Consider the following 26,811-nt stretch of genomic DNA (forward strand, 5'->3'; position numbering starts at 1 on the left):
GACCCATCAGCGCCTCCGCAAGCGCCATCCGATGGCCACGCGCGGCGGGTCATTCGCTAAAATAACGCAAATCTCCGCCAAAAAAGGGGCAAACGCCGTCATTACAAAGATTTAATGTGCGCTGCACAACGGCGCCCCCTGCCGGAATGCCTTGCCGAGAAGTCGAAAAGCGCTTCTCAGCGCAACATCGGCCACAAGGTCAGCGCCAGGAGCACGCCCATGGCAATGTTGAACCATTTGAGCCGTGACGGGTCGGACAGAAAGCCGCGCAGCGCCATGCCAAAACCCGCCCAGCAAGACACCGATGGCACGTTGACCACCGCAAAAGCGATGGAAATCAAGAGCACGGACAGGAATGGCCTGTCGGCGTCCGTGTAGAGGGCCATGCCGGTCATCGCCATCACCCAGGCCTTCGGATTGATCCACTGGAAGGCGGTCGCTTCCAGGAAGGTCATGGGCTGCGTCTTGCCGTTGGCCTGCCCACCCATCGAACGCGACATCGCGATCTTCCAGGCGAGATAGAGCAGATATGCGCCGCCGGCGATCTTGAGGGCCATATGCAGTGCCGGCAAGGCGGTGAGCACCGTGCCGAGGCCGAAACCGACCGCCAGAAGCAGCGACAGGAAGCCGAAACCGATGCCCAGCATATGGGGGATGGTGCGCGTGAAGCCAAAATTCACGCCCGACGCCAGGAGCATGAAATTGTTCGGCCCCGGCGTGATCGAGGTGACGAAAGCAAACACCAGCAGGGCAAGGAAAGTATCGACGGACATGGCGGCTTTTCGGATAGGGCCGGTTTTCAGATACAGAACCGGCAAATAGGTCAGTCTAGTTGACCCACCCGCCGGTCCAAGTCACGAAAATTGTTGTCTCGGTGACAATGCCCCGGACATGAAATCCTTCGCGGCCCTACATCCCCTGCGGGCCACGGTTCATCGCCGCCACGCCGGTGCGGCAGATCTCGACCAGGCCGAGCGGGCGCATGATGGCGATGAACTGGTCGATCTTCGAGCCCTTGCCGGTGATCTCGAAAATGAAATGTTCGGTGTTGGCGTCGATGACACTGGCACGGAAAGCGTCGGCCAGCCTGAGCGCCTCGACGCGGCTGTCGCCCGTTCCCGCCACCTTGACCAGGGCAAGTTCCCGCTCCAGCGGCCGCTCCTGGCCGAGCTCGGTCGAGCGCACGGTCAGGTCGACCACCCGATGCACCGGCACAATGCGCTCGAGCTGGTGCTTGATCTGCTCCAGCACATGCGGCGTGCCGCGCGTCACGATGGTGATGCGCGACAGGTGTTTCTCGTGCTCGGTCTCAGAGACGGTCAGGCTTTCGATGTTGTAGCCCCGCCCGGAGAACAGGCCGATGACGCGGGCAAGCACGCCCGGTTCGTTGTCGACCAGCACGGACAGCGTGTGGTTTTCCGGTACTTCCGTTTCCTTGGCGATGAAGTAGGCGGAGCCGGTGGGTTGAAGGTGCTGTGCATTCATCGGATGAATCTCGATCTCAGGCGTTTACGCTAACTTGTTGATTATGCCGCGTCTGGCAAGGCCACGCTATCCGTCACACCAGCTCCCTGCCCTTGGCGTCGATGGCGTTGGCGACAGCCTCGTCCGTTGCCTCGTCGGGAAGCAGCATCTCGTTGTGCGCCTTGCCCGACGGGATCATCGGGAAGCAATTGGCGAGATTGGCGACACGGCAGTCGAACAGAACCGGCTTCTTGACCGAGATCATCTCCTTGATGGCGTCGTCCAGATCGCCCGGCTTCTCGCAGCGGATACCATGGCCACCATAGGCTTCGGCCAGCTTGACGAAGTCGGGCATCGCTTCGGTGTAGGAATGCGACAGCCGGTTGCCGTGCAGGAGCTGTTGCCACTGGCGCACCATGCCCATGTACTGATTGTTGAGGATGAAGATCTTGATCGGCGCCTCGTATTGCACCGCCGCGCTCATTTCCTGCATCGTCATCTGCACCGAAGCATCGCCGGCGATGTCAATGACCAGTGAGTCGGGATGGGCGATCTGCACGCCGAGCGCCGCCGGCAGGCCGTAGCCCATCGTGCCGAGGCCGCCCGAAGTCATCCAATGGTTCGGCTTGTCGAAGTGGAAGTGCTGCGCCGCCCACATCTGATGCTGGCCGACCTCGGTGGTAATGTAGGTGTCGCGATCCTTGGTGAGTTCATAGAGACGCTCGATCGCATATTGCGGCATAATCACGTCGTTGCTTGGCTTATAGGCGAGCGAGTCCCGCGCCCGCCAGCGGGCGATCTGTTCCCACCACGGATAGAGCGCCTTCTTGTCGGCCTTGGCAGTGGCGCGCCACAGCCGGACCAGATCCTCCATCACCCGGCCGACATCGCCCAGAATGCCGACATCGGCGCGCACGTTCTTGTTGATCGAGGACGGGTCGATATCGATGTGGATCTTCTTGGAATTCGGCGAGAACGCGTTGAGACGGCCGGTGATGCGGTCGTCGAAACGGGCACCGACGCACAGCATGACGTCGCAATCATGCATGGCCATATTGGCTTCGTAGGTGCCGTGCATGCCGAGCATGCCGAGCCAGTTCTTGCCCGACGCCGGATAGGCGCCGAGCCCCATCAGCGTCGAAGTGATCGGGAAACCCGTCAGGTCAACCAGTTCGCGCAGCAAATGGCTGGCCTCAGGGCCGGAATTGACGACGCCGCCGCCCGAATAGATGATCGGCTGCTTTGCGCCAGCCAGCATTTCGACCGCGGCCTTGATCTTCTCCAGATCGCCCTGGACCTTGGGCTGATAGGAGGTGCGCGGCGCCGTCTGCGGCGGCGTATAGATGCCCCTGGCGAACTGCACGTCCTTCGGAATGTCGACGACCACCGGGCCCGGCCGGCCGGTGGTAGCGACATGGAAGGCCTCGTGGATGATGGCCGAGAGTTCGTTGACGTCCTTCACCAGCCAATTGTGCTTGGTACAGGGCCGCGTGATGCCGACAGTGTCGCATTCCTGGAAGGCGTCCGAGCCGATGAGCGAGGTCGGCACCTGGCCCGTGAGGCAGACCAGCGGGATCGAATCCATCAGCGCGTCCTGCAGCGGCGTCACCGCATTGGTAGCGCCGGGGCCGGAGGTGACCAGCATGACACCCGCCTTGCCGGTCGAGCGCGCATAGCCTTCCGCCGCGTGGCCGGCGCCCTGTTCGTGGCGCACCAGGATGTGCTGCACAGCGTCCTGCTGGAAAAGCTCGTCATAGATCGGAAGGACCGCGCCGCCCGGATATCCGAAAAGATGCTTGACGCCATTGTCGATCAGCGCCTGCACAACCATTTCGGCGCCTGTCATCTCACGCCGCTCGCTTTGTCCGTTGCTCATGGGTTCGGTTCCGTCTTTTTCCTGCTTTTTCAAGCTCTTGCTGGTCGTCTGGTCATGGTTTGGATAATAAAAAAGGCCCCCGAGGGAGCCTGTGTGTTGCGCATGGGAGGTTTTCGCCTGGCGGTTACACCGCCTTGCCCACGCGCCTTCCTACGAGAATGAGTGCCGTCTTCATGGTGGCGGACAATAGGTGCAAGCACGAAGCGCTGTCAACCGGGATATCGCACTGATTTTGCAACGGCCAAGCCGCCGTCTTCGTGCTCGCCGAACCAACGCCATTCGCCGCGACCTTGCCCTGAGGTGGTCGCGGCGAGGCATCTGGCAGTCCCTGACCGCAGCAGCGCTCAGCCGTGCGGCTTGCAGCGCGGATCGTGCGGATCGCATTTCACCGGCTTGCGCGCTGCCGGCGGCGGCTTATGCGGCGCGGCCTGTGGCCGGTGCGGCGCATTCACGCGCGCCATCTGGTGCTGAGGCACTGGTTTCGCCGCCGCGTGGTGCGGTGGCCGGCCATTGCCTTGTGCGACCGCCGCGTTCGCGCGGTGGCGCTGCGCAACCGCCGGACTTGGCGGTGTCGGCTTGTGCGGTAGGTTGTGTACTTGCACTGACTGCTGCACCGTCTTCTTCTTGACGATGTTGGCCTTGGCTGCAGGCGATCCGGAGCTTGCCTGTGCTGCAGGTGGCAACGGCTTCCTGAGCGGAAGCTGTGCAACCCCGGCCGGCGCGTTTCCTAAGGGTTTCGACGGCACCACCGGTTGCGCGGTTACCGCTGGTTTGCCGGCAGTCGCGCCGTTTGGTTTCGTCGGCACAGCCGCGTTCGGCGCCACGGGAGCGACACCAGCAGGCGCCGTGGCAGGCTTGCCGGGTACAGGCAAAGGCTGTCCTGGTTGCAGTGATGCTGCCCTCCGCTTGACCTCGCCGGCCTTCGACGCATCCAGCTTGCCCGGTGCGAACGAACCCCTGGCCGGCGGCACGATGTTCGCGGCCCTCACAGCCGCCACGACCGGCCTTGGCAACGCCGCCAACGCCGGCCCGGCGTTGATGGGCACGGTCCGGTTCTCCACCTGCACGGTGGAGTTGTTGTAGATGTTGTTCACCACCACGCGCTGCTCGATGATGGTGGTGTTGCGCACGATGGTCACATTGTTTTCGACAGGGCGCAGCGCCGGCAGGATTTCGACGGCACCGATCGCCGCCACCGGCACGAAGGACCACCACACGTCGCGGAACACCACGCGTTCCTCCGGCGGCGGTGCCGGCACCCAGCCGACATAGTCCGTGCTCTGGCGCCAGACCACCCAAGCCGGCGCCCATTCGTCGCCCGCGATCCAGATCCAACCCAGATCGTCGTCATAGGCCCAGCGGCCGTAGTGGAAGACGACAGGGCCGAAAGGCTCGCTGGATTCCCAATACCAGCCGTCGTCGGTCCACACCCAACGCCCCACCGTGTATGGCCGCCATGCGACCGCGACGGAAGGCACCCAAACCTCGCCATAGCGGCGCGAGATTTGCCAGACGCCGTATTCAGTAAGCCGCTCGCGCACCGCCATTGAGACAGTGGCCGCCTGCGCCGGCTGAAAGGCGGGCAACGTCAGCGGTGTGCCGACCATACCGCCAAAAGCAAGAATAAGGGCTAGTGCCGCCCCTCTCCCGCGGCGGCTTATCGCAAGAATCTTCGCGTTCATGACACATGCTCCAGTTTTGTGCCCTTCTGCGAAACCTCCCCTGCGAGCGTCCCCTAAACGCTGGTTGAGATATCGGTGCGAGCATGGTCCCGAAGCGAGGCGGCGGCATTGCGGCGCGCCTCATCACGTTCTCGCGAGGACGCCGTTGTCTGGCGCGACGCGCGATAAATCCTTGAAAACGCGCCAAACTATGGTGGGGCGTGACGAATGGCGCCGTCTCTGCCGATACTTTCCCGACCAGCCGGCAGCTCCGGCGGAGCCACACCGATCATCATGATTCCATGGGAGGAACCCACATGCTCGACAAGGCGCCCAACGCAAAGCTCGCCAAGTTGCTGGCTGATTTTGGTACCGCACTGGCAGCAGGCGACATCGAAAAAGCAGTCTCCTTCTTCCAGGACGATTGCTACTGGCGCGATCTCGTCGCCTTCACCTGGAACATCAAGACGCTGGAGGGTCGCGACCAGATCAGGACGATGCTGAAGAGCCAGCTTGGCGCCATCAAACCCTCCAATTTCGCGATCGCCGAGGGCGAAGATGCCGCGGAAAACGAGGGGCTGCTGGAGGGCTGGATCACCTTCGAGACCGAAGCTGCGCGCGGCTACGGCCACATCCGGGTTAAGGACGGCAAGATCTGGACCTTGCTCACCACCATGGCCGAGTTGAAGGGACATGAGGAGAAAGCCGGCTTCACCCGGCCGCTCGGCGCCAAGCATGGTCAAGGCAGGAACCGGCCGAGCTGGAAGGAAGAGCGCGAGAAGGAGGTGGCCGAACTCGGCTTCACCACGCAGCCACACACCCTCATCATCGGCGGCGGCCAGGGCGGCATCGCGCTGGGCGCACGGCTGAGGCAGCTCGGCGTGCCCACCATCATCGTGGAGCGCAATGAACGGCCAGGCGATTCCTGGCGCAAGCGCTACAAGTCGCTCTGCCTGCACGACCCGGTCTGGTATGACCACCTGCCCTACATCGATTTTCCGAAGAACTGGCCGGTCTTTTCGCCCAAGGACAAGATCGGCGACTGGCTGGAAATGTACACCAAGGTGATGGAGCTGAATTACTGGTCATCCACCGAGGCCAAAAGCGCCGTCTATGACGACAAGAAGAAGGAATGGGCTGTCACGGTGCGGCGCGACGGCAAGGATATCGTGCTGAGACCGAAGCAACTGGTGCTCGCCACCGGCATGTCGGGCCGCGCCAATCTGCCGAAATACAAGGGCATGGAGACGTTCAAGGGCGATCAGCACCATTCCTCAAGGCACCCGGGCCCCGACAGATATACCGGCAAGAAAGCGGTCGTCATCGGCTCCAACAACTCGGCCCACGACATCTGCGCGGCCCTTTGGGAGAACGGCGTCGATGTCACCATGGTGCAGCGCTCGACCACCCATATCGTGAAATCCGATACGCTGATGGATGTCGGGCTCGGCCCGCTCTATTCCGAACAGGCGGTGGCCAATGGCGTCACCACCGCCAAGGCCGACCTGATCTTCGCCTCGGTGCCGTACAAGATCCTGCACGAGTTCCAGATCCCGCTCTACCAGCAGATGAAGGAACGAGACGCGGCCTTCTACCAAGGCCTGGAAAAGGCGGGGTTCATGCTGGATTGGGGCGACGACGGCTCCGGCCTCTTCATGAAGTATCTGCGGCGTGGCTCGGGCTACTACATCGACATCGGCGCCTCGCAGCTGATCATCGATGGCGAGATCAAGTTGAAACGCGGCCAGGTAAAGGAAATCAAGGACCATTCCGTCCTGCTCGAAGACGGCACCGAACTGCCGGCCGACGTCATCGTCTATGCCACAGGCTATGGCTCGATGAACGGCTGGGCGGCGGAACTGATCAGCCAGGACGTGGCCGACAAGGTCGGCAAATGCTGGGGTCTAGGCTCCAGCACCACCAAGGACCCAGGCCCGTGGGAAGGCGAACAGCGCAACATGTGGAAGCCGACACAGCAGGAAGCGCTGTGGTTCCACGGCGGCAACCTGCACCAGTCGCGCCATTATTCGCAATTCCTGTCGCTGCAATTGAAGGCTCGCCAAGCCGGCATCCCGACGCCGGTCTACGGCCTTCAGGATGTGCATCACAAGGGTTAGGCGGTGGGCGGCCGGGCCGGCACGTTGGGCCGGTCCGGCTTCGGTGTTCCCACGGATGCGATGCGGGCGAACTAGGCCAGCCGCTTTTCCATAAAGACGCTGAGCGGATCGGGGCGATAATCGCCGAACGGCCCGCGCCGTACGAAACCGCTGCGGTCATAGAGGCCGAGCGCCTCGTGATTGTCGACCCCGGTCTCCAGACGGAGTAGGCCGATGCCTGCCTCCAGCGCCTTGCCTTCGAGATCGGCGAGCAGCGCCTTGGACAGCCCCTTACCGCGTACCGCCGGCACAACCCACATGCGCTTCAGTTCCGCCCAATCGTCATTCAGCGCCAGCGCGCCCGTTGCCACGGCGATGCCGCCAGCGTCCCGCGCAACCACGAAGCGCACATTGTTGGCCCGCAGGCTCTCGATGGACAGGAAATGATTGCTTTCCGCGGGATAGAGCGACGCCCCATAGCGCTCGCCGTCCTCCAGCAGGGCGATGATGTCCGGTTTGGCCGGATCTTCGAGTGCGATCGCGAATGTCATTGAGCGAAATCCTTCAAGGCGTTTGCGATTATCGGCGTTTGTCCGGCCGAACCTATGCGTTTCCAGAACAGAAGCGTGCCGGTCAGACCACCATGTGGCTTCAAGGCGTAGTCCGGGATTTCGCCGGCCAGGATGAAGCCAAGCTTCGCGTATAGGGCGGCGGCCCCTCCGTCTTCGGCCGTATCGAGAACCAGCAGTGTGCGGCCACACCGCACGGCCAGCTCTTCGACGGCCAGCATCAGCCGGGTGGCGACGCCCCTGCCCCGATGGCTCGTCCGGGTCATCAGCTTGGCGATTTCCGCCCGATGCGGCTGGTTGGGCGGCAGGCTGAGCAGCAGCGTGACCGTACCGATCAAATCGTCGCCTTCGAAGGCGCCAAGCACCACCCGCTCGCCCCGCGCCGCCGCCGCAAGCGAATCATCCCAGAACGCGATGGCCGCATCCAGCGGCAGCGGATGCATGAAACTCACCGATCCGCCGGCCGCGACGGTCTCGACCAGGATTTCGGCCAGCGCCCGCAATGTCTCGAACGAGCGGACAAGGGGTCTGATTTCGATGGAACTCATCTTTTGTCTTCTCGCTGATGGGAAGAGCCAAAACGCTCAATCGAAATGGCTAAAGCCGCGGCGCTTGCGCGACCGTTTGATTTCATCGACGCGGGTGCCGTCGTCGGCGCTGAGGTGGTGGCCGCGCTCCAGCAATTCCAGCGTGTATTCCTCATAAGTCAGCCCGACCGCTTCCGCCTTGGCCAGTCTGAACAACGCGATGTCGCGCGATTTCGGCTTCCATGCCGCCTTGTGGGCGCTCCGCCAATGCATGAAACGGTGCGGGTCGCCCTTGCCCCAGGCCGGCCCCTTGTAGTCATCGAGCGGCGGCCCACCATTGTGGTTTCGCTTCGGCAAGCGCGGCATGGTCAGGTCCTGATAAGTGCGGTGATGTAGCGGGCCGGCTCCGGACCGGGCGCGAAGAAACTGCAATCGGCCGGCGCGCCGAGCGCCAGGCAATCGCCCGGCTCCAGATAATGCACCACCTCGCCTTCGGTGAAGTCGAGCCGCCCTGCCATCAGCCAGATCTGCTGGCGGATGAAGGCATAGGAAGCAGCAGGCAGGTTGACGCGCGCGCCGGCCGGCAATTCGACCTGCACGAGTTCCATCGGCATATCAGTCTGCGGCGACAGATGGCGGCGCACATAGCCAGTGCCGGGGTCGCGCCATTCAGGCTGGTCTTTGCGCCGGGCAACACCGCCGCCCTGCAATTCGGCACGGGCGATGAGGCTGGACAGTGTCATCTCGAAAGCCGTGGCGATGCGCACCAGGATCGGTGCGGTCGGGCTCGTCGAAGCACGCTCGATGGTGCTGAGCATCGCCTTGGACACCCCGGAACGCTCGGCAAGCTCTGCCAGTGACCAGTTCCGCAGCGTCCGTTCGGCGCGGATGCGATCGGCGATCCTTGCCGAAAGATCATTCGATATATCAGACATTTGTCCAACATATCATATGAAGCATGAACTGGAAGGGACTTTTGCCGGATTGTTCAAATTGTCGCGCCGCCCTTAACCGCTGCTAAACCATCCCCTCACACGCGACTTTAACCGAACCATATTAGAGTTCGCTGAGGTAGTGGGGATCCCCTCGTTGATGTTTGTCGAACGTGCAGTCTCCGGCGGCGAGCCGGTATCGCAGGAGCGACGCGACGCCGCTCAGACTGACAAGCGCATCCTCGGCCATGTCGTCCGCTGCGACGGCGCCCGCGCCACCATCAGCGCTTTCGCTGACGGCGAAGATGGTTCCGCCGGTGGCCAATGGGCTGTCGGCAAGATGATCTCCATCAATCTGGGCAGCAGCCGCACGGTCGGTCTGGTCTATGCGATCGCCAAGGCCGATCTTGCCTGGAACGCCGAAGGCCTGAACCCGATCGAGGTCAGCGTCGAACTGGTCGGCGAGGTGCGCGATGGTTTCGAGCCCGGCGCCAAACCGTTCTTTGACCGTGGTATCACCATATACCCGCATATCGGCGCGGTTGCCCACCGCATCCGCAGCCGCGATCTCGAGGCCGTCTACGACCTCGCCGGCCGTCCTTCGGTGGCCATCGGCACACTGTCGCAGGACGAGGCGATCGCGGCCAGGATTGCCGTCGACGACACGTTGACCCGGCATTTCGCCGTGGTCGGCACCACTGGTGTCGGCAAGTCGACAGCCGTTTCGCTGCTGCTGCGCAAGGCGATCGCGGCGCGGCCTGACCTGCGCGTACTGATCCTTGATCCGCACAATGAATTCGCCTCTTCGCTGAAGGACCAGTGCGTCAAGATCGACGCTTCGACGCTCGATCTGCCCTTCTGGATGTTCCGCCTCGAGGAATTCGCCGAAGTGCTGTTCCGTGGTCGCGAGGCACCGCCCGAGGAGGTCGACATTCTGCGCGATCTCATTCCGGTGGTGAAGCATCTCTACCGCACCGGCAACGGTGTCGCCTATGTGCGCCGCGGCGCCGACACCATGACCGCCGACACACCGGTCCCCTACCGGATCGCCGATCTGGTGAAGCAGATCGATGACCGCATGGGCCTGCTCGAAAGCAAGGCCGAGCGGCCGGCACTGAAGTCGCTCAAATTGCGTATCGAATCGGCCGTCGCAGACCCGCGCTACCGCTTCATGTTCAATTCACGCCTGATCGAGGACACCATCCACGAAACGGTCGGCAACATCTTCCGCGTGCCGCATCACGGCCGGCCGGTAACCTGTTTCGAAATGGCGGGCCTGCCGTCCGAGGTCGTCAACTCGGTCTGTTCGGTTCTCGCGCGGCTGGCCTTCGATCTCGCGCTGTGGAGCGAGGGGCGGCTCAGGCTGCTGCTTTTGTGCGAAGAAGCGCATCGCTACATGCCGGCCGATCCGCGCCTCGGCTTCGCGCCGACCCGACACGCACTGTCGCGCATCGCCAAGGAAGGCCGCAAATATGGCTGCTATCTCGGCGTCGTCACGCAGCGCCCGGGCGAGCTCGACCCGACCATCCTGTCGCAATGCTCGACCTTCTTCGCCATGCGCCTGTCCAACGAACAGGACCAGGCGATCATCCGTTCAGCCATTGCCGACTCCTCCGCCTCCAGCCTTGCTTTCCTGTCCTCGATGGGACAGCGCGAGGCAATCGCCTTCGGTGAGGGCGTCGCCACCACCATGCGGCTGAAGTTCGAGAAGCTGGATCGCAGCCTGATTCCCGGCACAGCCAAACACTCCATGGAAGCACCTTCCGGTGACGGCGAGGTCGATCTCGTCGGCATCGTCGAAAAACTGCGCAACGTACCGAAGCCACAGCCGGCGATGAATTTCTCCGAAATGGCCGACGCCACACGCCAGCCCGGCGACCCGGACTACCGGCAGCCGGCCGCGCCGCGCCCGCCGCATGACGACGATTTCGACACGCGTTACGGGCTGAAGCCGATGACGTTCGGCCTCAAACCCCTGAACGATTGAACCGACGGAGCGAGCCCAGCCTGGCCGGCTCGTTCGCCATTTCAAAATTCAACTGAATTGACGCTCTGCCCGGCCTAAGCACACACGCGGTTACGGCCTTGGCGCTTGGCCTCGTAGAGCTGCTTGTCGGCGCGGCGGTAGAAGGCCTCGGCCGTCTCGGAATGGTCCCAAACCGCCAGCCCGACGCTGGTGGTGACCTTCAGCCGCACATTGCCGTTGACGATGGCCAGATTGGCGACGCCCTTGCGGATGCGCTCGGCGAAACGCGTCAGTAGTTCCGCGTCCATATTCGGGGTCACAATGCCGAACTCCTCGCCGCCCAGCCGAGCCACGACATCGTGGTAGCGGGTCATGCCCTTGAGGCAGCCGGCGACCGAGCGCAGCACTTCGTCGCCGATATCGTGGCCATGGGTATCGTTGACGCTCTTGAAATGGTCGAGATCGAGGATCATCAGCCCGACCGGCTTGCCGATGCGATGGAATTCCGCGATGTATTCGCGCAGCGCGTCGTCGAAAAACCGCCGGTTCTGCATGCCTGTCAGCGCATCTGTCAGCGCCGCCTGCTCAAGTGTCTCGGAACGGGCGCTCAGCGTCGCCGTCATCGCCCGCAACTTTCCCTCCTCGCGCACCTGATCGCGGATCAGCGGGTAGATGAAGAACACGCCAAAGAAGAAGGCGGTGGCCAAAAGCACGCCGATGGCAAACAGCAGCGTGCCGATATATGCGACGCTGTCCAACGCCGCGCCATCGCCGATCTGGGCCGTCGCGGTCTCCACCACGCCGTGGGCATGCAACGTCACCATGCCGGCGGCGACGATGACAAAGATAAAGACGAAGAAGGCGTGTTCCGCCTTGTGAAAATGCATCTGCACCCAGCCTACTGCAACGCCGGATGGTTATGGCACGGATAGGCTTACGCCGCAGTTAACTTGAACAAGCCTTGAAAAAGCAGCGTTAATACTGAGAATTCTATCGATTTCTCTTTTCGATCGACATGCGAATGATGGTCGCCATGTCTTCGCCCGGCGACAATCTTCGCCATTCCTCGCCGAACTGGTTGCGAAACCAGGTGGATTGCCGCTTTGCGTATTGCCGGGTGGCGATCTTGGCCATTTCCATCGCCTTTTCGGCTTCCATCTCGCCCGCCAGCACGGACTGAAGCTCACGCACGCCGATTGCCTTGACGGCCGGCAGCGCCGGGTCGAGATGGAGCGCCAGGATCTGGCGTACCTCCTCCATGGCACCCTGGTCGATCATCGCGTCGAATCGTCGGTTGATGCGTTGGGTCAAGGCATCCCGGTCTGGTTCGATGACGAAGAAATGCGCGCTGGCGCGATCGATCAACGGGCGACCACGCTCGGCCTGCCACGAACGGATCGAACGGCCCGACGCATCCAGAACTTCCAGCGCCCTGGCGATGCGCTGACCATCGCTCGGTCGCAACAACATGGCCGTGGCCGAATCCCTGTGCATCAGTTCGCGGTGCAGCCGTGGCGCGCCGCGCTCGACCAGTTCGTGACGCCAGCGGTCGCGGATATGCGCCGGGATATCCGGCATCGCTGAAATGCCTTCGGCCAGCGCCCTGAAATAAAGCCCGGTGCCGCCGACGAAGACCGGAGGGCGACCGGCCAGCGCGCCTTCGTCGATCAGCCGTTCGACGTCCCGCAACCAGGCGCCGGTCGAATAGGCGGTCGAAGGGTGGACATGGCCGTAAAGGAAATGCGGAACCCGGGCGAGATCCGCCGGCGCAGGCCGCGCTGTCAGCACGTTGAGGATCGAATAACCCTGCATAGAATCGGTGTTGACGATGACACCGCCGAAGCGCTCGGCCACCTCCAGCGCCAGCGCCGACTTGCCGCTGGCAGTCGGGCCGGCTATCAGGACCGCATCCTTCACGCGGCCTTCGTCGGCCACCTCCCGCAGGGTCTCCTCCATGCCGCTCGTCGCCACGCTCGTCTCCAATCCAGCCGGCGGCGCACTCACGCCGGCCCTAGCGAATAAAGCCTCGCAGGCGGTCGGCGCAAGCGCGACGCGTTGGTTGGGCGAGACGATCGCCTGCGATCTCGTCCTGCCGTCAGGCGCCGACAGCCGGGAGACCGCAGCCGCGCTCGCTACCGCGCTCGGTTCCAACCCCGTTGACTTCGCCATCCAGGACGAAGCGACGCGACGCAAGAAAATCCTAATCGCCGACATGGATTCGACCATGATCGACCAGGAATGCATCGACGAACTCGCCGACGAAGTCGGACTGAAGGAACGGGTGGCGGCGATCACCGCCCGTTCGATGAATGGCGAGATTGCCTTTGAACCAGCATTGCGCGAGCGCGTCGCGCTTCTGAAGGATCTCGACACCGCGGTGGTCGACCGCATCATCGCCAATCGGCTCACACTGGCTTCCGGAGGCCGCGCTTTGGTGCAGACGATGCGCAAGGCCGGTGCCCATACCGCGCTGGTCTCGGGCGGCTTCGACGTCTTCACCAGCCGTATCGCCACGATGCTAGGTTTCCATGAAAACCGCGCCAACCGCCTGGTCGAGCGCGACGGTCGCTTCACCGGCGAGGTGGCGGAGCCGATCCTCGGCCGCGCCGCCAAGGCGGATGCGCTCATCGACATCGCCGCCAGGCTCGGCCTCACGCCGGCGGATGCCGTCGCCGTTGGTGACGGCGCCAACGACCTCGACATGATCCAGCTGTCGGGCATGGGTGTCGCGCTGCATGCCAAGCCTTCGGTGGCCGCCCAGGCCAGAGTGCGCATCGACCATGGCGACCTGACCGCCCTGCTCTATCTGCAAGGTTACAGGCAGGAAGATTTCGCCACATGATCCCGATCCGTACGGAAAGACTGATCTTGCGCAACTGGGAAGAGCGCGACCGGTCCCTCTTCCATCTCATCAATTCCGATAAGCAGGTGATGGAGTTCTTTCCGTTCCGGCGCGATCGCGCGCAGTCCGACGCCAAGATGGACGAGTTGCGCGCCTGGATCGACAGCCACGGCTACGGTTTTGCACCAGTGGAGGTAGCCGCGACCGGCGAATGCATCGGCTTCGTCGGCCTCTATGATGCCGACTATCTTCCCGCCCTGCCGAAGGGTTCTGTCGAAATCGGCTGGCGCCTTGCGCCGGAGTTCTGGGGCCATGGCTACGTTGCCGAGGCCGCACGCGCATGGCTCGCCTTCGGCTTCGAGACGCTTGGTCTGGACGAAATCGTTTCCTTCGCCGTACGCGAGAACCGCCGCTCGACTGCTGTCATGGAACGTATCGGCATGACGGCAGACCCGTCGCGCGATTTTGACCACCCGCTGGTTCCTGAAGAATACACGCGTCTGCGCCCGCACGCTTTTTACAGTCTGAAGCGCCAGGGTTGGGAAAAACAGAAAAGGGCGGCCCGCTAGCCGCCCTTTCTTCTTTTTAAGTCAACCCGTTGCGCCGTTTTCCGGAATCAATCCATCCGGATCGTGACGAAACGCAGTTCGCCGGTCTTGGACGCCAGCATCAGAAGCGCGTTCTTGCGGCCTTGCTGTTTCAGTGCCGCGATGCGGTCCATGACGTCCTTGGGTTTCGAGACCGATTCCTGCGCGATCTCGGTGATCACTTCGCCCGGCTGGATGCCGCGTTCGGAGGCGGCCGAATCCTTGGCGACATCGGTGATGACCACGCCCGATACATCAGCAGCAATGCCGAACTTGCTACGCGTCTCGTCGTTCAACTCGCCGATCGACATGCCGAGCACCGAGGCAGCCGCCACCGGCGCGCCCTTGCTGTCGCTGGGTTTGCTCTCGTCGGCGGAGGCGAGTTTCTCGCCATCCTCCAACCGGCCGAGCGTGACCTTCACCGTCTGCTCCTTGCCCTTGCGCACGATCACCACGTCGACCGCCTTGCCGACCGGGCTCTCGGCGACCACGCGCGGCAGGTCGCGCGTTTCAGCGATATCCTTGCCGTCGAACTTGGTGATGACGTCGCCGGCCTGAATGGTGCCGTTGTCAACCGGACCGCCCTTGATGATGCCGGCCACCAAAGCGCCCTTGGGTTCCTTCATGCCGAGGCTCTCGGCGATGTCACTGGTCACCGGCTGAATGCGTACGCCGAGCCAGCCGCGGCGCGTTTCGCCGAATTGGCGCAGCTGCTCGACCACGCCGGCGGCAAGTTGCGCGGGGATGGAGAAGCCGATGCCGATCGAGCCACCCGAAGGTGAGATTATGGCGGTGTTGATGCCGATGACTTCGCCGTTCATGTTGAACAGCGGACCGCCCGAATTGCCGCGGTTGATGGCGGCGTCGGTCTGGATGAAATCGTCATATGGGCCGGAATTGATGTCGCGGTTGCGCGCCGAGACGATACCCAGCGTCACCGTACCGCCGAGGCCGAACGGATTGCCGATCGCCATCACCCAGTCGCCGATGCGCATCTTGTTGGAATCGCCGAACTTCACTGCCGTCAACTTGTGGCCCTTGGGGTCCACCTTCAGCACGGCGATGTCGGTCTTGGTGTCGGTGCCGATGAGCTTTGCCTTCAGCGTGACGCCGTCGGAGAAATTCACCTCGATGTCGTCGGCGTCGGCAATGACGTGGTTGTTGGTCACCACGATGCCTTCATTGGCGTCGATGACGAAGCCGGAGCCCAGCGACTGCACCTTCTGCGAGCCGCCTTTGTTGCCCCCCTTGTCCTTGAAGAAATCGTTGAAGAAATCCTGGAAAGGCGACCCTTCCGGCAACTGCGGCATCGGTACGGCGCCCGGTCCTTCGCTGCCCTTGACAATCTGCGACGTAGAAATGTTGACGACCGCGCCGAGCAGGCCTTCCGCGAGGTCGGCCACTGAGGCCGGCCCGTTGGCGTACGACTGCGGCTGTGCGGCCGCGAACGAGACGGCTGACGTACCGACGACCAGCGCCGCCGTGGCGGCGACAAGCGTCTTCCTTGCCGCGCTGAGGATGGAATAGGATTTCATCAGGGCCTCCCGGCAAGTCAGCAACAGCGTCTGGCGCGACGCGATGTCAGTGTTAAAAGAAATAAGGCACGTTTGCGGCCGTTACCACCCGCGGCGAACAAATCCCTAGCCCGCAGGATGGCGTATTTGTCAGCCGCGCACCAGCCAGACGACACCGACGCCGACGGCGATCACCATCAGACCGGCGATACGCAGCGCGCCCTCCGGCATGCCGAGCATCTCGCCGGCCAGCCGTTTGGCCAGACGTGGAAAACCGCCATAGATCAGGCCCTCGGCAACGAGGACCAGACCCATGGCGGCTAGAAAGTCCTGCACGAATTATTGCGCAGGCTTAGCGGGAGCGGCCGGAGCCGCCTTGCCGGCTGGATCGCGGAAGTAGCGGAAGAACTCCGAATTCGGCGAAAGCAGCATTGTGGTGCCGGCGCCATCCAGCGCCGTTCCGTAGGCATTCATCGAGCGATAGAAGTCGAAGAAGGCCGGATCGCGATTGTAGGCGTTGGCGAAGGTCGCACTGCGTTGGGCATCGCCCTCACCGCGCAGGATTTCCGACTCCTTGTTCGCTTCGGCGACGATTTCGATCACCTCACGGTCGGCACGGGCCTTGATGCGCTGTGCCGCTTCGTTGCCGCGCGCCCTTAGCCTTTCAGCCTCGGCAAGACGCTCGGCCTTCATGCGGTCATAGGTCTGCTGCGAGACCTCGGCCGTCAGGTCGGTGCGACGAATGCGGACGTCGTCGATCTCCAGCCCCAGCGACGTCGCGTCGGGACGGAGTTGATCGCGCACCTCAAGCATCATCGTGCCGCGCTCTTCGGATAGGGCGGCCTCGAAGGCGCGCTGGCCGTAGACACGACGCAACGCTGCGTCCAGACGGGTCTTGAGCCGCTGTTCGGCAAGCTCGATCTGACCAGACACCGCCGAACGGAAGACGCGCGGGTTGGAGATGCGGTAGGCGATGAAGGCGTCGACCTCGTAGAACTTGCCGCCCGAGACCTGGACACGGATGTTGTCCAGATCGAAGCGCAGCACGCGTTTTTCGATCATCTGCACGGTGTCGGCGTCGAACATAGCGAACGGCGCCTTGAAATAGATGCCGGGCTCGGTCTTGACGTCGACGATCTCGCCGAAGCGCAGCACGATCGCCTGTTGGCGGGCGTTGACCACGAACACCGAGGAATAGAGCAGGAACAGGATGATGGCGACCGCCACCACGATGGCTGGGAGACGATTGGCCATTAGCGGTTCCCTCCCGAAGCCTGCGGCTGCAATGCCGGCAACGGCAGATAGGGAACAACCCCCTGACCGTTGCTGCCCGGCTCGACGATCACCTTGCTGGAATCCTTCAGCACCTTCTCCATCGTCTCCAGATACATGCGCTGGCGCGTCACTTCCGGCGCCTTGGCGTATTCGTCATAGACGGAGATGAAGCGCTGTGCCTCACCCTCCGCTTCCTGCGTGACACGGTTCTTGTAGGCGGCAGCCTCTTCACGAACCTGCGCAGCCTGACCACGCGCGGCACCGAGCTTCTGGTTGGAATACTGGTTCGCCTCTTCGACGAAGCGGTCCTCGTCCTGTTCGGCGCGCTGCACTTCGTCGAAAGCATCGGCCACTTCGCGTGGCGGCGCTGCATCTTCGATGGAGACGGCGTTGATGGTCAGACCGGCCTTGTAGCTGTCCAGCGTCGCCTGGATGTTTTCGCGCACGGCGGTCGCGATGCCCTGGCGGTCATCGCGGAAAATATCCTGCGCCGGACGCCGGCCGACGGCTTCGCGCATCGCGCTCTCGGCCACCTGCTTCAGCATCTCGTCGGGATCGGCGACATCGAACAGATAGGTGCGTGGGTCAGCCACCTGATAGGCGACGGAGAACTGCACGTTGACGATGTTCTGGTCGCCCGACAGCATCAGGCCCGATGTGTTGCCGCTGCGGGCGCCGCCACCGATATTGACCAGCTGTTCGGAAATCTTGGCGGTCTCGACCGTCTCGACCGGCCACCAGTGGAAATGCAGACCAGGTTCGGAAAGCTGGGCCTTCGGCTTGCCGAAGCGCAGCTCGACCGCAACCTCGTCGGGCTGCACGGTATAGACGGCCTTGAACAGCCAGCCTGCGATCAGCACCAGTGCGATCAGCAGATAAAGAGCCGGGCTGCCGCCACCGGGCAGCACGTTGCGCAGCCTGTCCTGGCCACGGCGGATGATGTCTTCGAGATCGGGGGGCGAGCCCTGTGGACCGCCGGGACCGCGCGGTCCCTGCCCCCATGGGCCCTGGTTGTTACCGCCGCCGCCTCCCCAGGGGCCGCCTCCGCCGCCACTTTTGTCGTTCCAGGGCATGAATGTCCTTTCGCTGGAATCCCTCATGCGCCGAAAGTCGGCGCAAATCCGTACTGTCCTTCTATAGGGATGCCATGACGCGCTTTCAACGCGTCGGGGTCCCAAGCCACTCTTCTTCCATCCGCTTCGACCGCGACGCTTTGTCCCCGGTCAGCCGGTACGACGCTCATAAACGACGTGACGGGTCGGATGGCTGTCCTTCTCGCCGGCCGGCACGTCGAGCGACGAGACAGCGCGCCAGACCTGTGGATCAATCACCGGAAAATAAGCATCGCCGTCGATCGCCGCTAGCACGTGGGTGACGTGCAGCCGGTCGGCCAAGGGCAATGCCTGGGCATAGATCTGCGCCCCGCCGATCACGCAAATCTCGTCGACGCCCGCCATGCAGCGCCCGCGGATACGCGCCAGCGTCAATGCGTCCTCCAGCGAATGCGCCACTTCGGCGCCGTCGGCGCGCAATGCCGCGTCCCGGGTTACCAGGATATTCAGCCGGTCCGGCAGTGGGCGCCTGGGAAAACTGTCCCAGGTCTTGCGCCCCATGACGATGGGTTTGCCCAGCGTATCGGCCTTGAAACGCTTCAGGTCCGTGGACAGGCGCCAGGGCAAACCGCCCTCGCGCCCGATCACGCCATTCTCGGCAATCGCGACATGAATGGACACAAACATCAGTTGCCGGTTCCGCCTTCGCTGTCGGGCCGGTCGAGCAGCAATATGTTGATGTCGCGCTCCGGCACGTAATTCTCCGCGGTCATTTCGAAGGTGGTCGGCCCGACCTTGCGGACACCATCGCCGCAGAACGAAACCAGGCTTTGCGCGTCGCCCTTGTCGACGGTCAGCTTGAATTTGCCGATGCTGCCGGTCGCCCAGTTGCCGCCGGTTGTCAGGATATAGGCGATACGGCTTTCATAAAGCTGCGGGACGGCGTCGGTATTATTTTGTTGCGCCTTGCGCACACCGGCCTCGAAGGCATTGTCCATGCAGTAGGTGCGCTTGTAGCTGTCATACTCGCCCTGGAATTTACCGTCGTAGAAGAAATTCAGGCCCGCCGTGGCGCCGACACTCGGCTTGTAACGGTGCGCGACATGCACGGCCTTGTTGGCCGGGAAGGTCGCACGCCACCAGAAAGTCGAGCGCAGCTGCCAGAAGGGCGAGCGCACGCTTTTCCAGCCGGTACCGTCGTCAAAGTCGTCCATGACGATGATGCCGCGTGCCAGCCAGTCGTCGGCCACCTGTTGCGGCAGCTTGGCGAGCGCATCCAGCACCACCTTGCCATAAGGATAGAGCGGTACGTTCTGCGCCTTAAGCTCCGCGCCGACATCGACGCCGACCGCGAAGGCTTTCTGCTCCAGTTCGGGTTTGACGGATGCACCGTCAACCGTCACCTCGAAGCCGAGGAAATTGTCGCTGCCTTCATCCGGAATGGATGGCATCTCATAGGGATTGGCCTCGATTTCCGGCAAGGGAAAAGCGACGACGGTCGAGACATCCTTGTCCGACGTATTGCGAAAGACATAGTCCACCGTCACCTTGTCGCGCGAGATGAACAGGTCCTCGCTGTCCATCGAGACGACGTCGTTGCGCGACAGGATCAACCCGCCGGCACCCAGTTCCGCGGTGGAATCGTTGGCGAAGGCAGGAGCCGCGACAAGCGCGAGGCCGAGCGTCAGCGCAATGCGGACCATCGAAGCGATTCCCTTCCCAACAAGCCTGTCCGACCCTACTTGCTTCGACCGCCCGTTCAAAGCCCTTCCGTCGTCGCCAAGACCGGCCGCCGACCCGGTGCCAACACTGGACAGGTCGTCTGCGATCGGGCAGGACAGCGCCCATGCGCAGGCTTCTCGTCATCGGCATCGGCGCCGGCAATCCCGAACATATGACGGTACAGGCCATCAACGGCCTGAACCGAGCCGATGTGCTTTTCATTCCCGACAAGGGTGCGAAGAAAAACGAGCTCGCCGACCTGCGCCGCGCGATCTGCGACCGCTTCGTCACCAATCCGAACTCCCGCCGCGTCGAATTCGACGTACCGGTTCGCGCCGAGCCGGCGCTATCCTATCTCGCCACGGTCGACGATTGGCACGAGGAAATCGCCGGCATCTACGAGCGGCTGGTGCGCGATGAAATCGGCGAGGACGGCTGCGGTGCCTTCCTGATCTGGGGCGACCCGTCGCTCTACGATTCAGCGCTGCGCATCCTTGAGCGCGTCACCCGGCGCGGCAATGTCTCCTTTGAGCTGGAAGTCATCCCCGGCATCACCGCCATCCAGGCGCTGGCAGCCGGCCACAGGATGGCGCTCAACCGCATTGGCGACCCCTTCCTGGTGACCACGGGCCGCCGGCTGACCGAAGAAGGCTTACCCGGCAATGCCACCAGCACCGTGGTGATGCTGGACGGCAAATGTTCCTTTCAGACTGTCTCGGACAAGGATGCCATCATCCATTGGGGGGCCTATCTCGGCACGCCGGACGAAATCCTCATCCAGGGCCGGCTCGGCGACGTCGAGGACGAGATCGTCCGCACTCGTGAAAACGCCCGCCAGCGCAAGGGCTGGATCATGGACACCTATCTGCTGCGCAAGCCTGAGTAGCCGGCGCCTCTACCTGCCCACCGCAACGCCGTTGCTCATCCGGCATCGATCTCCGCCTGCAGCGCGTCCATATGCGCGGCTGCGGCCGCCGTCGCCGCGCGCTCGATGGCGCGATAGCGGCTGACAACCGCCAGCCCGACAGGTGTCAGCTGGGCGCCACCGCCCTTGCGGCCGCCAGTCTGCGCCGCCACCAGCGGCTTGCCGAAGACGCGGTTCATGTCTTCCACCAGGTCCCAGGCGTGCTTGTAGGACATCTCCATGCCGCGCGCGGCGGCCGAAATCGACCCGAAGGCGGCGATCTGCTCCAGGAGTTCGATCTTGCCCGGCCCGATGCGACCGTCGGGATCGAGATTGATCCTCAGACTGAGCGACGGCATTGTTCTTCCTCCCGGTCTGGGGCGTCGATGCCGCCACGTCAAAAGATCATTCGTTATTCCACGGGAGAATAGCGACATGCCGTCGCAAGAGCGTCATCACGCGTCGAATTCCGCCCTTGGCGTGGCCGCCACATTGGCTTCGTCGAAGCTGACGGTCTTGATGACGGCGAAGACGTCGAGCCCAGGAGCCAGCGACAGCGCATGCTGCGACTGCCGGGTAACGCGCGCCATGACGGCCACTCCGTTGCAATCGATCCTGACCTCGACCGCCGCGCCCTCGCCAGGCTCGATCGCGGCAATGCGGCCAGCCAGCACGTTGAGGGCGCTCAGTCCCTGCGGCCGTTCAGTGGCGATCATCACGTCGCGGGCCCGAATACGCAGCCGGACCGGGTGACCGACTGCCGCTTGCAGATAAGGCACGTGGATTTCGCCGGCCGGCGAGCCAAGCACGCTCATGCCGAACCGTTGGTCGTGCTGCAGCACATGCGTGTCCAGAACGGCACCGCCCTCGCCCCGCTCTTCATGCGCCAGAAGATCAAGCCGCTGCATGATCGCGGCGGTCGGACCGGAGGCGGCGACCTTGCCTTGCGCCATGACCACCACGTCGCTCGCCAGCCGCGCCACTTCCGCCACCGAATGGCTGACATAGACGATCGGCACCTTGGTCTCGTCGCGCAGACGTTCGATGTAGGGCAGGATCTCAGTCTTGCGCGCCTCGTCCAGCGAAGCAAGCGGCTCGTCCATCAAAAGCAATCTCGGGCTGGCCAGCAATGCCCGCCCGATCGCCACGCGCTGCTTCTCGCCGCCGGAAAGCCCGGCCGGCCGCCGATCCAGCAAATGGCCTATGCCGAGCAACTCGACCACCGCGCCGATATCGCCGTAGCGCTCCGCGGCCGGCGCGAACCAGCGCCCGTAACGCAGATTGGCCGCCACGCTCAGATGCGGAAACAGCCGCGCATCCTGGAACACCATGCCGATGCGGCGTTTGTGCTTGGGTATGAAAACTCCGTCGCCGGTGTCGACCAGCACCCGCCCGTCGACGGCGATGCGGCCGCGCTGCGGGCGGATCAGCCCGGCGATCGCGTTGATCAACGAGGTCTTGCCGGAACCGGACGGCCCGAACAGCGCCGTCAGTCGGCCCGTGCTTTCGAAGGCCGCATCAAGAACAAAGCTGCCCTGATGGTGACCGATGTCGACCGAGACACTCATTCGATGTCCATCCGCCGACCGAGTCGCCGCGCCAACACCTCCGAGGCGACGAGTGCGCCCATTGAGATGACGATGCTGATGAGGGTGAGCCGCAAAGCGCCCTCGTCGCCGCCAGGCACCTGCGTGAACGTGTAGATGGCCGACGGCAACGTCTGTGTCTCGTTGGGAATGTTGGAGACGAAGGTGATCGTCGCACCGAATTCGCCCATCGCCTTAGCAAAGGACAGGATGGCGCCGGCGATCATGCCCGGCAGGATCAATGGCAGCGTGATGGTAGCGAATACCCAGGCTGGATTGGCGCCAAGTGTACCGGCGGCGGCTTCCAGCTTGCGGTCCACCGCCTCGATGGAAAGCCGGATCGCCCGCACCATCAGCGGAAAACCCATCACCCCGCAGGCAAGTGCGGCCCCGGTCCAGCGGAAGGAAAAGACGATGCCGAAATGCTCCGCCAGGAAAGCTCCGGCAGGACCGCGCCGGCCGAAGGCGAGCAGCAGCAGGTAGCCGGTGACGACCGGCGGCAAAATCAGCGGCAGATGCACGACACCATTGAGGAGGGTCTTGCCCCAGAAGCGACCGCGCGCAAGCAAGAACGCGACCGCGATGCCGGCCGGAAGGCTGGCCAGCATCGCCACCGTCGCCACCTTGATCGACAGCCGGACCGCATTCCATTCGTCGGGCGTGAGGTCCAGCAGCCAGTTCATTCGGTAGTGCTATGCCTTACTGGGTCGGCGCGAGAACCGTGAACCCCTGCGCCTTGAAGAGTTCGCCTGCCTTAGCAGATCGCAGGCACTTCAGGAATGCGGGGGCATCCTTGTCCTTGGAAGCTGCCGTCTGGGCGGCCGGATAGACGATGGGAGGATGCGTCTCTTCCGGGAAGGTTCCAATGACCTTGACGCCCTTCTCGGCGTTGGCGTCGGTCTGATAGACGATGCCCGCCGCCGCCTCGCCCGTGGCGACCAGCTTGAGGGCCGCGCGGACGTTCTCCGCCTGCGCCACCTTGCCCTCGACCGAAGACCAGACGCCGAGCGATTCCAGCGCCGCCTTGCCGTATTTACCGGCCGGCACCGCCTTGAAATCACCCATGGCGAGCTTGCCGTCGCCGATCACCTTGGCGAGATCGAACCCCTTGGCGATCTTCACCTCGGCCTTGGAATCCTTCGGCGCCACCAGCACGATCTCGTTGCCGAGCAATTTCACCTCGGTATCGGCCTTGGTCAGCTTCTTGTCGGACAGATATTTCATCCAGTCGAGGTCGGCCGAGATGAACACATCGGCCGGCGCGCCTTCCTCGATCTGCTTGGCCAGCGCCGAGCTGGCCGCATAGGAAATCTTGGCGGTCTCGCCGACTTCCTTCTCGCAAGCGACATTGACCGCGTCGAGCGCGTTCTTGAGGCTGGCGGCTGCAAACACCACCACCTGCTCATCAGCCCGCGCCGGTGCCGCCAGCATCGCGGCCATGCTGCCGGCAGCCAGCGCCGCCAGCACCAAACCATTACGTTTCATCATCGAACCTCTCCCTGATTTTGCAGACCCGTCCAGCCTTTGGCTCGGAGCGATATATTCATATGAACATAACAAAGGGAAGGCTTTTGCACATTTTTCAGGAAAAGAGTTTCACTGAAAATACGTTGTGGTGCGGCTGTCCGGCAGGCTATTTTGGCCGCCCGCGCGACACTGCGGGGCGGACAGAAACGAACGAAGGAATTTTCCATGAAAATCAGCGCGCGTAACACCTTGAAGGGCAAGATCGTCGAGATCACCAAGGGTGCCACCACCTCGCATGTCCGCATCGACATCGGCGGCGCCGTCGTCACCGCTTCGATTACCAACGAGGCCGTCGCCGATCTTGGCCTCGCCGTCGGCAAGCAGGCCTATGCCGTGATCAAGGCATCCGACGTGATGGTCGGCATCGACTGATTTGGTTCGCGAGAACGAAATCCGCCAAGGCGAGATCGCCGTCGAAGCGCCCGCGGCGACGGATGCCGGGCTCGTCTTCATCGGCACCATCCGCACACCCTGGACCTCGCGGCTGGTGACGCCGCGCCAGGGCCGCGCCGACGGTCCGGTCTGCCACATCGAGGTCTTCCCGCTCTGGCAACAGGCGCTGGCCGGCATCGAACAGTTCGAGCGGCTGGAAGTACTTTACTGGCTGCATCTGTCGCGCCGCGACCTCGTCAGGCAGAGCCCGGCCAATGACGGCAGTGCGCGCGGTACTTTCGCCCTGCGCTCGCCGGTCAGGCCGAACCCGATCGGCACGTCCATCGTCACGTTGGTCGACGTCGAGGGATCGACCGTTCTGGTCCGCGGCATAGACTGCCTCGACGGCACGCCATTGCTCGACCTGAAACCCGACCGCACGCTGTTCACGCCTATCGCTCCGCCGCAGGCCGGCGACTTCGAAGTGGGCTGAAACGATCGCCCCGCAGCCATTCGGCTGGCCGGCGGCGATTACACCGCGATCGGTGCCTTGATCGTCGCGTCGGCGACGTAGTTCTCAAGACGGAAATCCTCGAAGCGGAAGGAGAAAAGGTCCTTCACCTCGGGGTTCATCCACATCGTCGGCAGTGTTTTCGGCTTGCGCTGCAACTGCTCGCGCGCCTGTTCGAAATGGTTGGAATAGATGTGCGCGTCACCCAGCGTGTGCACGAAATCGCCGGGTTTCAGCCCCGTCACCTGCGCCACCATCATGGTGAGCAGCGCATAGGAAGCGATGTTGAACGGCACGCCGAGAAAGATGTCCGCGGAACGCTGGTAGAGCTGGCATGACAGCCGTCCGTCCGAAACGTAGAACTGGAACAGGCAGTGGCAGGGCGGCAGCGCCATTGCCTCCACCTCGGCCGGATTCCATGCCGAGACGATCAGCCGGCGTGAATAAGGATTGCAGCGGATTTCGCGGAGCAGATTTTCGATCTGGTCGATGGTGCCGCCATGCGCATCCGGCCAGGAGCGCCACTGCTTGCCATAGACCGGGCCGAGATCGCCCTTGGCATCCGCCCACTCGTCCCAGATGGTGACGCCGTGGTCGTTCAGATATTTGATGTTGGTATCGCCGGCCAGAAACCACAGAAGTTCGTGGATGATCGACTTCAGGTGCAGTTTCTTGGTGGTAAGCACCGGGAAGCCGTCGGCCAGATCGAAACGCATCTGATAGCCGAACACCGAGCGTGTGCCGGTGCCGGTGCGGTCGCCCCGGTTGGTGCCATGCTCCATCACATGGTTCAGCAGGTCCAGATATTGGCGCATCGCTATTGCCCTGATTCGCGGGATTTGCGTCGCTGTCGATCATAACCGACCCGCCGCCGCAGGGCTATCGCCCAGGCACGCCAAACCACAGCCTTCCGGCGCGATACCGCGCCGGATACACATCCAACGTGTCTCTGAAGCTTAGAGCGAGCCGAGCTTGCCGAGATCCTTGGCGACCAGATAGTAGAAGGTCACGCGGCCCTTGCTGTGGTCGGCATGCATGGCCTTGCAGGTCTTCTCGATCGCTGCGTCGGCCTTCTTGGCGTCGGCGATGCCGAGCTTCTTGCCCACCCAGCTGTCTCTCACGCGCTTGAGCTCTTCCGGGTCGGTGCAGGACACCAGCGAGGAATCGCGGTTCCGGAGCGCGATGCCCAGGTGCTTCACGATCTTTTCGACAACTTCGGCGCTGGCGCCGGCGTCATATTTCTTCACGTCTGCAAGATAATCGCTCATCAGGAATTCCCCTCATCGGAGCCATGCGTCTGTCCGGTGAGAGCAACTGGAATAAGCCGCGAACCCGGACACAACCGGATTCTCCTCACCGACCCAAACCTTCGGTTGCGCTTTTGCGCAAGTCAAGCCTCACAACATCGATTGGCACAGCATCGATCCGCGAAAGCAGCCTTTCATTTTCCGATCGCGCCCCCTATATTCGCTTCGTCGGCTCGACCGACTATGGCGATAAACAGGCGATGAAATAAGCCGTTCGGACCCGGGGGCGGTACCCGGCGCCTCCACCAAAAACCGCTGTCTCCCGGAGGGAGCGGCTTTTGCTGGGGGCGAAATAGGATCGACGAAGGTGTAAAGATCGTACTTTTGCCCGGCATTGTACCACCGTTATCGGGCTAAACTTATAGTTGCCAACGACAACTATGCGGAAGCTCGTCTCGCTGCTTAATGCGGCGCGAACGCTTCAAATCAAGCCCTAGCGGTTCGCACCTCTAGGCGGGGTCCGGAGGCACCTGGCAACAGAAGCCTCCACTTCCTTTTCTGCCCTTTAGTGCCTTGATCTG

The 26,811-nt window shown here is 63.0% G+C and carries 29 protein-coding genes and 1 other RNA gene; 8 read left to right on the forward strand and 22 right to left on the reverse strand.

What is annotated here, in order from left to right; all coding sequences use genetic code 11:
• Positions 1–176 precede the first annotated feature (176 nt).
• From QFZ88_RS04645 to QFZ88_RS04660, 4 genes are all read right to left on the reverse strand, one after another.
• Positions 177–773, reverse strand: coding sequence for a LysE family translocator (locus tag QFZ88_RS04645; RefSeq protein WP_024924510.1), 597 nt, complete (start codon positions 771–773; stop codon positions 177–179).
• A gap of 136 nt (positions 774–909) precedes the next feature.
• Positions 910–1,485 carry an acetolactate synthase small subunit gene (ilvN, locus tag QFZ88_RS04650; RefSeq protein WP_024924509.1) on the reverse strand — a complete coding sequence of 192 codons (576 nt, stop codon included), beginning with the start codon at positions 1,483–1,485 and terminating at the stop codon, positions 910–912.
• A gap of 73 nt (positions 1,486–1,558) precedes the next feature.
• On the reverse strand, positions 1,559–3,340 hold the full coding sequence (locus QFZ88_RS04655; protein WP_081766885.1) for an acetolactate synthase 3 large subunit: 1,782 nt from the start codon (positions 3,338–3,340) through the stop codon (positions 1,559–1,561).
• Between the two features lie 344 nt (positions 3,341–3,684).
• Positions 3,685–5,022 carry a DUF6600 domain-containing protein gene (locus QFZ88_RS04660; RefSeq protein ID WP_024924507.1) on the reverse strand — a complete coding sequence of 446 codons (1,338 nt, stop codon included), beginning with the start codon at positions 5,020–5,022 and terminating at the stop codon, positions 3,685–3,687.
• A 296-nt stretch (positions 5,023–5,318) separates the two neighbouring features.
• Here QFZ88_RS04660 and QFZ88_RS04665 point away from each other — a divergent pair, with 296 nt between their 5' ends.
• A complete protein-coding gene (locus QFZ88_RS04665; RefSeq protein WP_024924506.1) occupies positions 5,319–7,118 on the forward strand; it encodes an NAD(P)/FAD-dependent oxidoreductase in 1,800 nt (599 codons plus the stop codon).
• A 71-nt stretch (positions 7,119–7,189) separates the two neighbouring features.
• Here QFZ88_RS04665 and QFZ88_RS04670 read toward each other — a convergent pair whose 3' ends face one another.
• The 4 genes from QFZ88_RS04670 to QFZ88_RS04685 are packed head-to-tail and all read right to left on the reverse strand — an operon-like array spanning position 7,190 to position 9,128.
• Complete coding sequence (locus tag QFZ88_RS04670; protein ID WP_024924505.1) at positions 7,190–7,648, reverse strand: GNAT family N-acetyltransferase; 459 nt, start codon at positions 7,646–7,648, stop codon at positions 7,190–7,192.
• A complete protein-coding gene (locus QFZ88_RS04675) occupies positions 7,645–8,214 on the reverse strand; it encodes a GNAT family N-acetyltransferase (protein WP_024924504.1) in 570 nt (189 codons plus the stop codon). Before QFZ88_RS04675 ends, QFZ88_RS04670 begins: the two co-directional genes overlap by 4 nt.
• A 36-nt stretch (positions 8,215–8,250) precedes the next feature.
• The gene (locus QFZ88_RS04680; protein WP_024924503.1) at positions 8,251–8,559 is read right to left on the reverse strand and encodes a hypothetical protein; all 309 of its coding nucleotides are present in this window, start codon (positions 8,557–8,559) and stop codon (positions 8,251–8,253) included.
• Positions 8,560–8,561: 2 nt separating this feature from the next.
• Entirely contained in the window at positions 8,562–9,128 is a 567-nt protein-coding gene (locus QFZ88_RS04685; protein WP_024924502.1) for a helix-turn-helix domain-containing protein, read from the reverse strand.
• Positions 9,129–9,285: 157 nt separating this feature from the next.
• On the opposite strand from QFZ88_RS04685, the gene QFZ88_RS04690 reads away from it, so the two are divergent.
• On the forward strand, positions 9,286–11,112 hold the full coding sequence (locus QFZ88_RS04690; protein WP_024924501.1) for an ATP-binding protein: 1,827 nt from the start codon (positions 9,286–9,288) through the stop codon (positions 11,110–11,112).
• A 74-nt stretch (positions 11,113–11,186) separates the two neighbouring features.
• Here QFZ88_RS04690 and QFZ88_RS04695 read toward each other — a convergent pair whose 3' ends face one another.
• Together QFZ88_RS04695 and miaA are read right to left on the reverse strand one after the other, a co-directional pair.
• The gene (locus QFZ88_RS04695) at positions 11,187–11,978 is read right to left on the reverse strand and encodes a GGDEF domain-containing protein (protein WP_024924500.1); all 792 of its coding nucleotides are present in this window, start codon (positions 11,976–11,978) and stop codon (positions 11,187–11,189) included.
• A gap of 103 nt (positions 11,979–12,081) precedes the next feature.
• Positions 12,082–13,047 carry a tRNA (adenosine(37)-N6)-dimethylallyltransferase MiaA gene (gene miaA, locus QFZ88_RS04700; RefSeq protein ID WP_024924499.1) on the reverse strand — a complete coding sequence of 322 codons (966 nt, stop codon included), beginning with the start codon at positions 13,045–13,047 and terminating at the stop codon, positions 12,082–12,084.
• Here miaA and serB point away from each other — a divergent pair.
• Both serB and QFZ88_RS04710 read left to right on the forward strand, forming a co-directional pair.
• Positions 13,046–13,933 (forward strand): phosphoserine phosphatase SerB, encoded by an 888-nt coding sequence (gene serB, locus QFZ88_RS04705; protein ID WP_024924498.1) that lies wholly within the window; start codon positions 13,046–13,048, stop codon positions 13,931–13,933. The genes miaA and serB overlap by 2 nt on opposite strands.
• Positions 13,930–14,502, forward strand: a complete 573-nt coding sequence (locus QFZ88_RS04710) for a GNAT family N-acetyltransferase (protein WP_024924497.1) — start codon at positions 13,930–13,932, stop codon at positions 14,500–14,502. The genes serB and QFZ88_RS04710 overlap by 4 nt, the downstream gene beginning before the upstream one ends.
• 47 nt (positions 14,503–14,549) lie before the next feature.
• Here the strand turns inward: QFZ88_RS04710 and QFZ88_RS04715 are convergent, their stop codons facing one another.
• From QFZ88_RS04715 to QFZ88_RS04740, 6 genes are all read right to left on the reverse strand, one after another.
• Positions 14,550–16,055: a DegQ family serine endoprotease gene (locus QFZ88_RS04715; RefSeq protein ID WP_024924496.1), complete on the reverse strand. Its 1,506-nt coding sequence runs from the start codon at positions 16,053–16,055 to the stop codon at positions 14,550–14,552.
• A 129-nt stretch (positions 16,056–16,184) separates the two neighbouring features.
• On the reverse strand, positions 16,185–16,370 hold the full coding sequence (locus tag QFZ88_RS04720) for a DUF2065 domain-containing protein (protein ID WP_024924495.1): 186 nt from the start codon (positions 16,368–16,370) through the stop codon (positions 16,185–16,187).
• Positions 16,371–16,373: 3 nt separating this feature from the next.
• Positions 16,374–17,288, reverse strand: a complete 915-nt coding sequence (gene hflC, locus QFZ88_RS04725) for a protease modulator HflC (protein WP_024924494.1) — start codon at positions 17,286–17,288, stop codon at positions 16,374–16,376.
• A complete protein-coding gene (gene hflK / locus QFZ88_RS04730) occupies positions 17,288–18,382 on the reverse strand; it encodes an FtsH protease activity modulator HflK (RefSeq protein ID WP_024924493.1) in 1,095 nt (364 codons plus the stop codon). Before hflK ends, hflC begins: the two co-directional genes overlap by 1 nt.
• A gap of 150 nt (positions 18,383–18,532) precedes the next feature.
• Positions 18,533–19,048: a dihydrofolate reductase gene (locus tag QFZ88_RS04735; RefSeq protein ID WP_024924492.1), complete on the reverse strand. Its 516-nt coding sequence runs from the start codon at positions 19,046–19,048 to the stop codon at positions 18,533–18,535.
• Positions 19,048–20,064, reverse strand: a complete 1,017-nt coding sequence (locus QFZ88_RS04740; protein WP_024924491.1) for a DUF4424 domain-containing protein — start codon at positions 20,062–20,064, stop codon at positions 19,048–19,050. The genes QFZ88_RS04735 and QFZ88_RS04740 overlap by 1 nt, the downstream gene beginning before the upstream one ends.
• Positions 20,065–20,207: 143 nt before the next feature.
• Here QFZ88_RS04740 and cobF point away from each other — a divergent pair, with 143 nt between their 5' ends.
• A complete protein-coding gene (gene cobF / locus QFZ88_RS04745; RefSeq protein ID WP_024924490.1) occupies positions 20,208–20,969 on the forward strand; it encodes a precorrin-6A synthase (deacetylating) in 762 nt (253 codons plus the stop codon).
• A gap of 35 nt (positions 20,970–21,004) precedes the next feature.
• Here the strand turns inward: cobF and QFZ88_RS04750 are convergent, their stop codons facing one another.
• The 4 genes from QFZ88_RS04750 to modA form a co-directional block, all read right to left on the reverse strand.
• A complete protein-coding gene (locus tag QFZ88_RS04750; protein ID WP_024924489.1) occupies positions 21,005–21,346 on the reverse strand; it encodes a winged helix-turn-helix domain-containing protein in 342 nt (113 codons plus the stop codon).
• A 96-nt stretch (positions 21,347–21,442) separates the two neighbouring features.
• Entirely contained in the window at positions 21,443–22,555 is a 1,113-nt protein-coding gene (gene modC, locus QFZ88_RS04755; RefSeq protein WP_024924488.1) for a molybdenum ABC transporter ATP-binding protein, read from the reverse strand.
• Entirely contained in the window at positions 22,552–23,256 is a 705-nt protein-coding gene (gene modB / locus QFZ88_RS04760) for a molybdate ABC transporter permease subunit (protein WP_024924487.1), read from the reverse strand. Before modB ends, modC begins: the two co-directional genes overlap by 4 nt.
• A 16-nt stretch (positions 23,257–23,272) precedes the next feature.
• On the reverse strand, positions 23,273–24,058 hold the full coding sequence (gene modA, locus QFZ88_RS04765) for a molybdate ABC transporter substrate-binding protein (protein WP_024924486.1): 786 nt from the start codon (positions 24,056–24,058) through the stop codon (positions 23,273–23,275).
• Positions 24,059–24,265: 207 nt separating this feature from the next.
• On the opposite strand from modA, the gene QFZ88_RS04770 reads away from it, so the two are divergent.
• Both QFZ88_RS04770 and tsaA read left to right on the forward strand, forming a co-directional pair.
• A complete protein-coding gene (locus QFZ88_RS04770; RefSeq protein ID WP_024924485.1) occupies positions 24,266–24,472 on the forward strand; it encodes a TOBE domain-containing protein in 207 nt (68 codons plus the stop codon).
• A 1-nt stretch (position 24,473) separates the two neighbouring features.
• Positions 24,474–24,965: a tRNA (N6-threonylcarbamoyladenosine(37)-N6)-methyltransferase TrmO gene (tsaA, locus tag QFZ88_RS04775; RefSeq protein WP_024924484.1), complete on the forward strand. Its 492-nt coding sequence runs from the start codon at positions 24,474–24,476 to the stop codon at positions 24,963–24,965.
• Positions 24,966–25,003: 38 nt separating this feature from the next.
• Here tsaA and QFZ88_RS04780 read toward each other — a convergent pair whose 3' ends face one another.
• Entirely contained in the window at positions 25,004–25,798 is a 795-nt protein-coding gene (locus QFZ88_RS04780) for a thymidylate synthase (RefSeq protein WP_024924483.1), read from the reverse strand.
• A 141-nt stretch (positions 25,799–25,939) separates the two neighbouring features.
• Positions 25,940–26,251 carry a DUF2853 family protein gene (locus QFZ88_RS04785; protein WP_024924482.1) on the reverse strand — a complete coding sequence of 104 codons (312 nt, stop codon included), beginning with the start codon at positions 26,249–26,251 and terminating at the stop codon, positions 25,940–25,942.
• Positions 26,252–26,418: 167 nt separating this feature from the next.
• Here QFZ88_RS04785 and ssrA point away from each other — a divergent pair.
• Positions 26,419–26,781, forward strand: a transfer-messenger RNA (tmRNA) gene (ssrA, locus tag QFZ88_RS04790).
• Positions 26,782–26,811: the final 30 nt, after the last annotated feature.

The sequence above is a fragment of the Mesorhizobium sp. YL-MeA3-2017 genome (genome assembly GCF_030814575.1).
GTDB lineage: Bacteria > Pseudomonadota > Alphaproteobacteria > Rhizobiales > Rhizobiaceae > Mesorhizobium > Mesorhizobium terrae.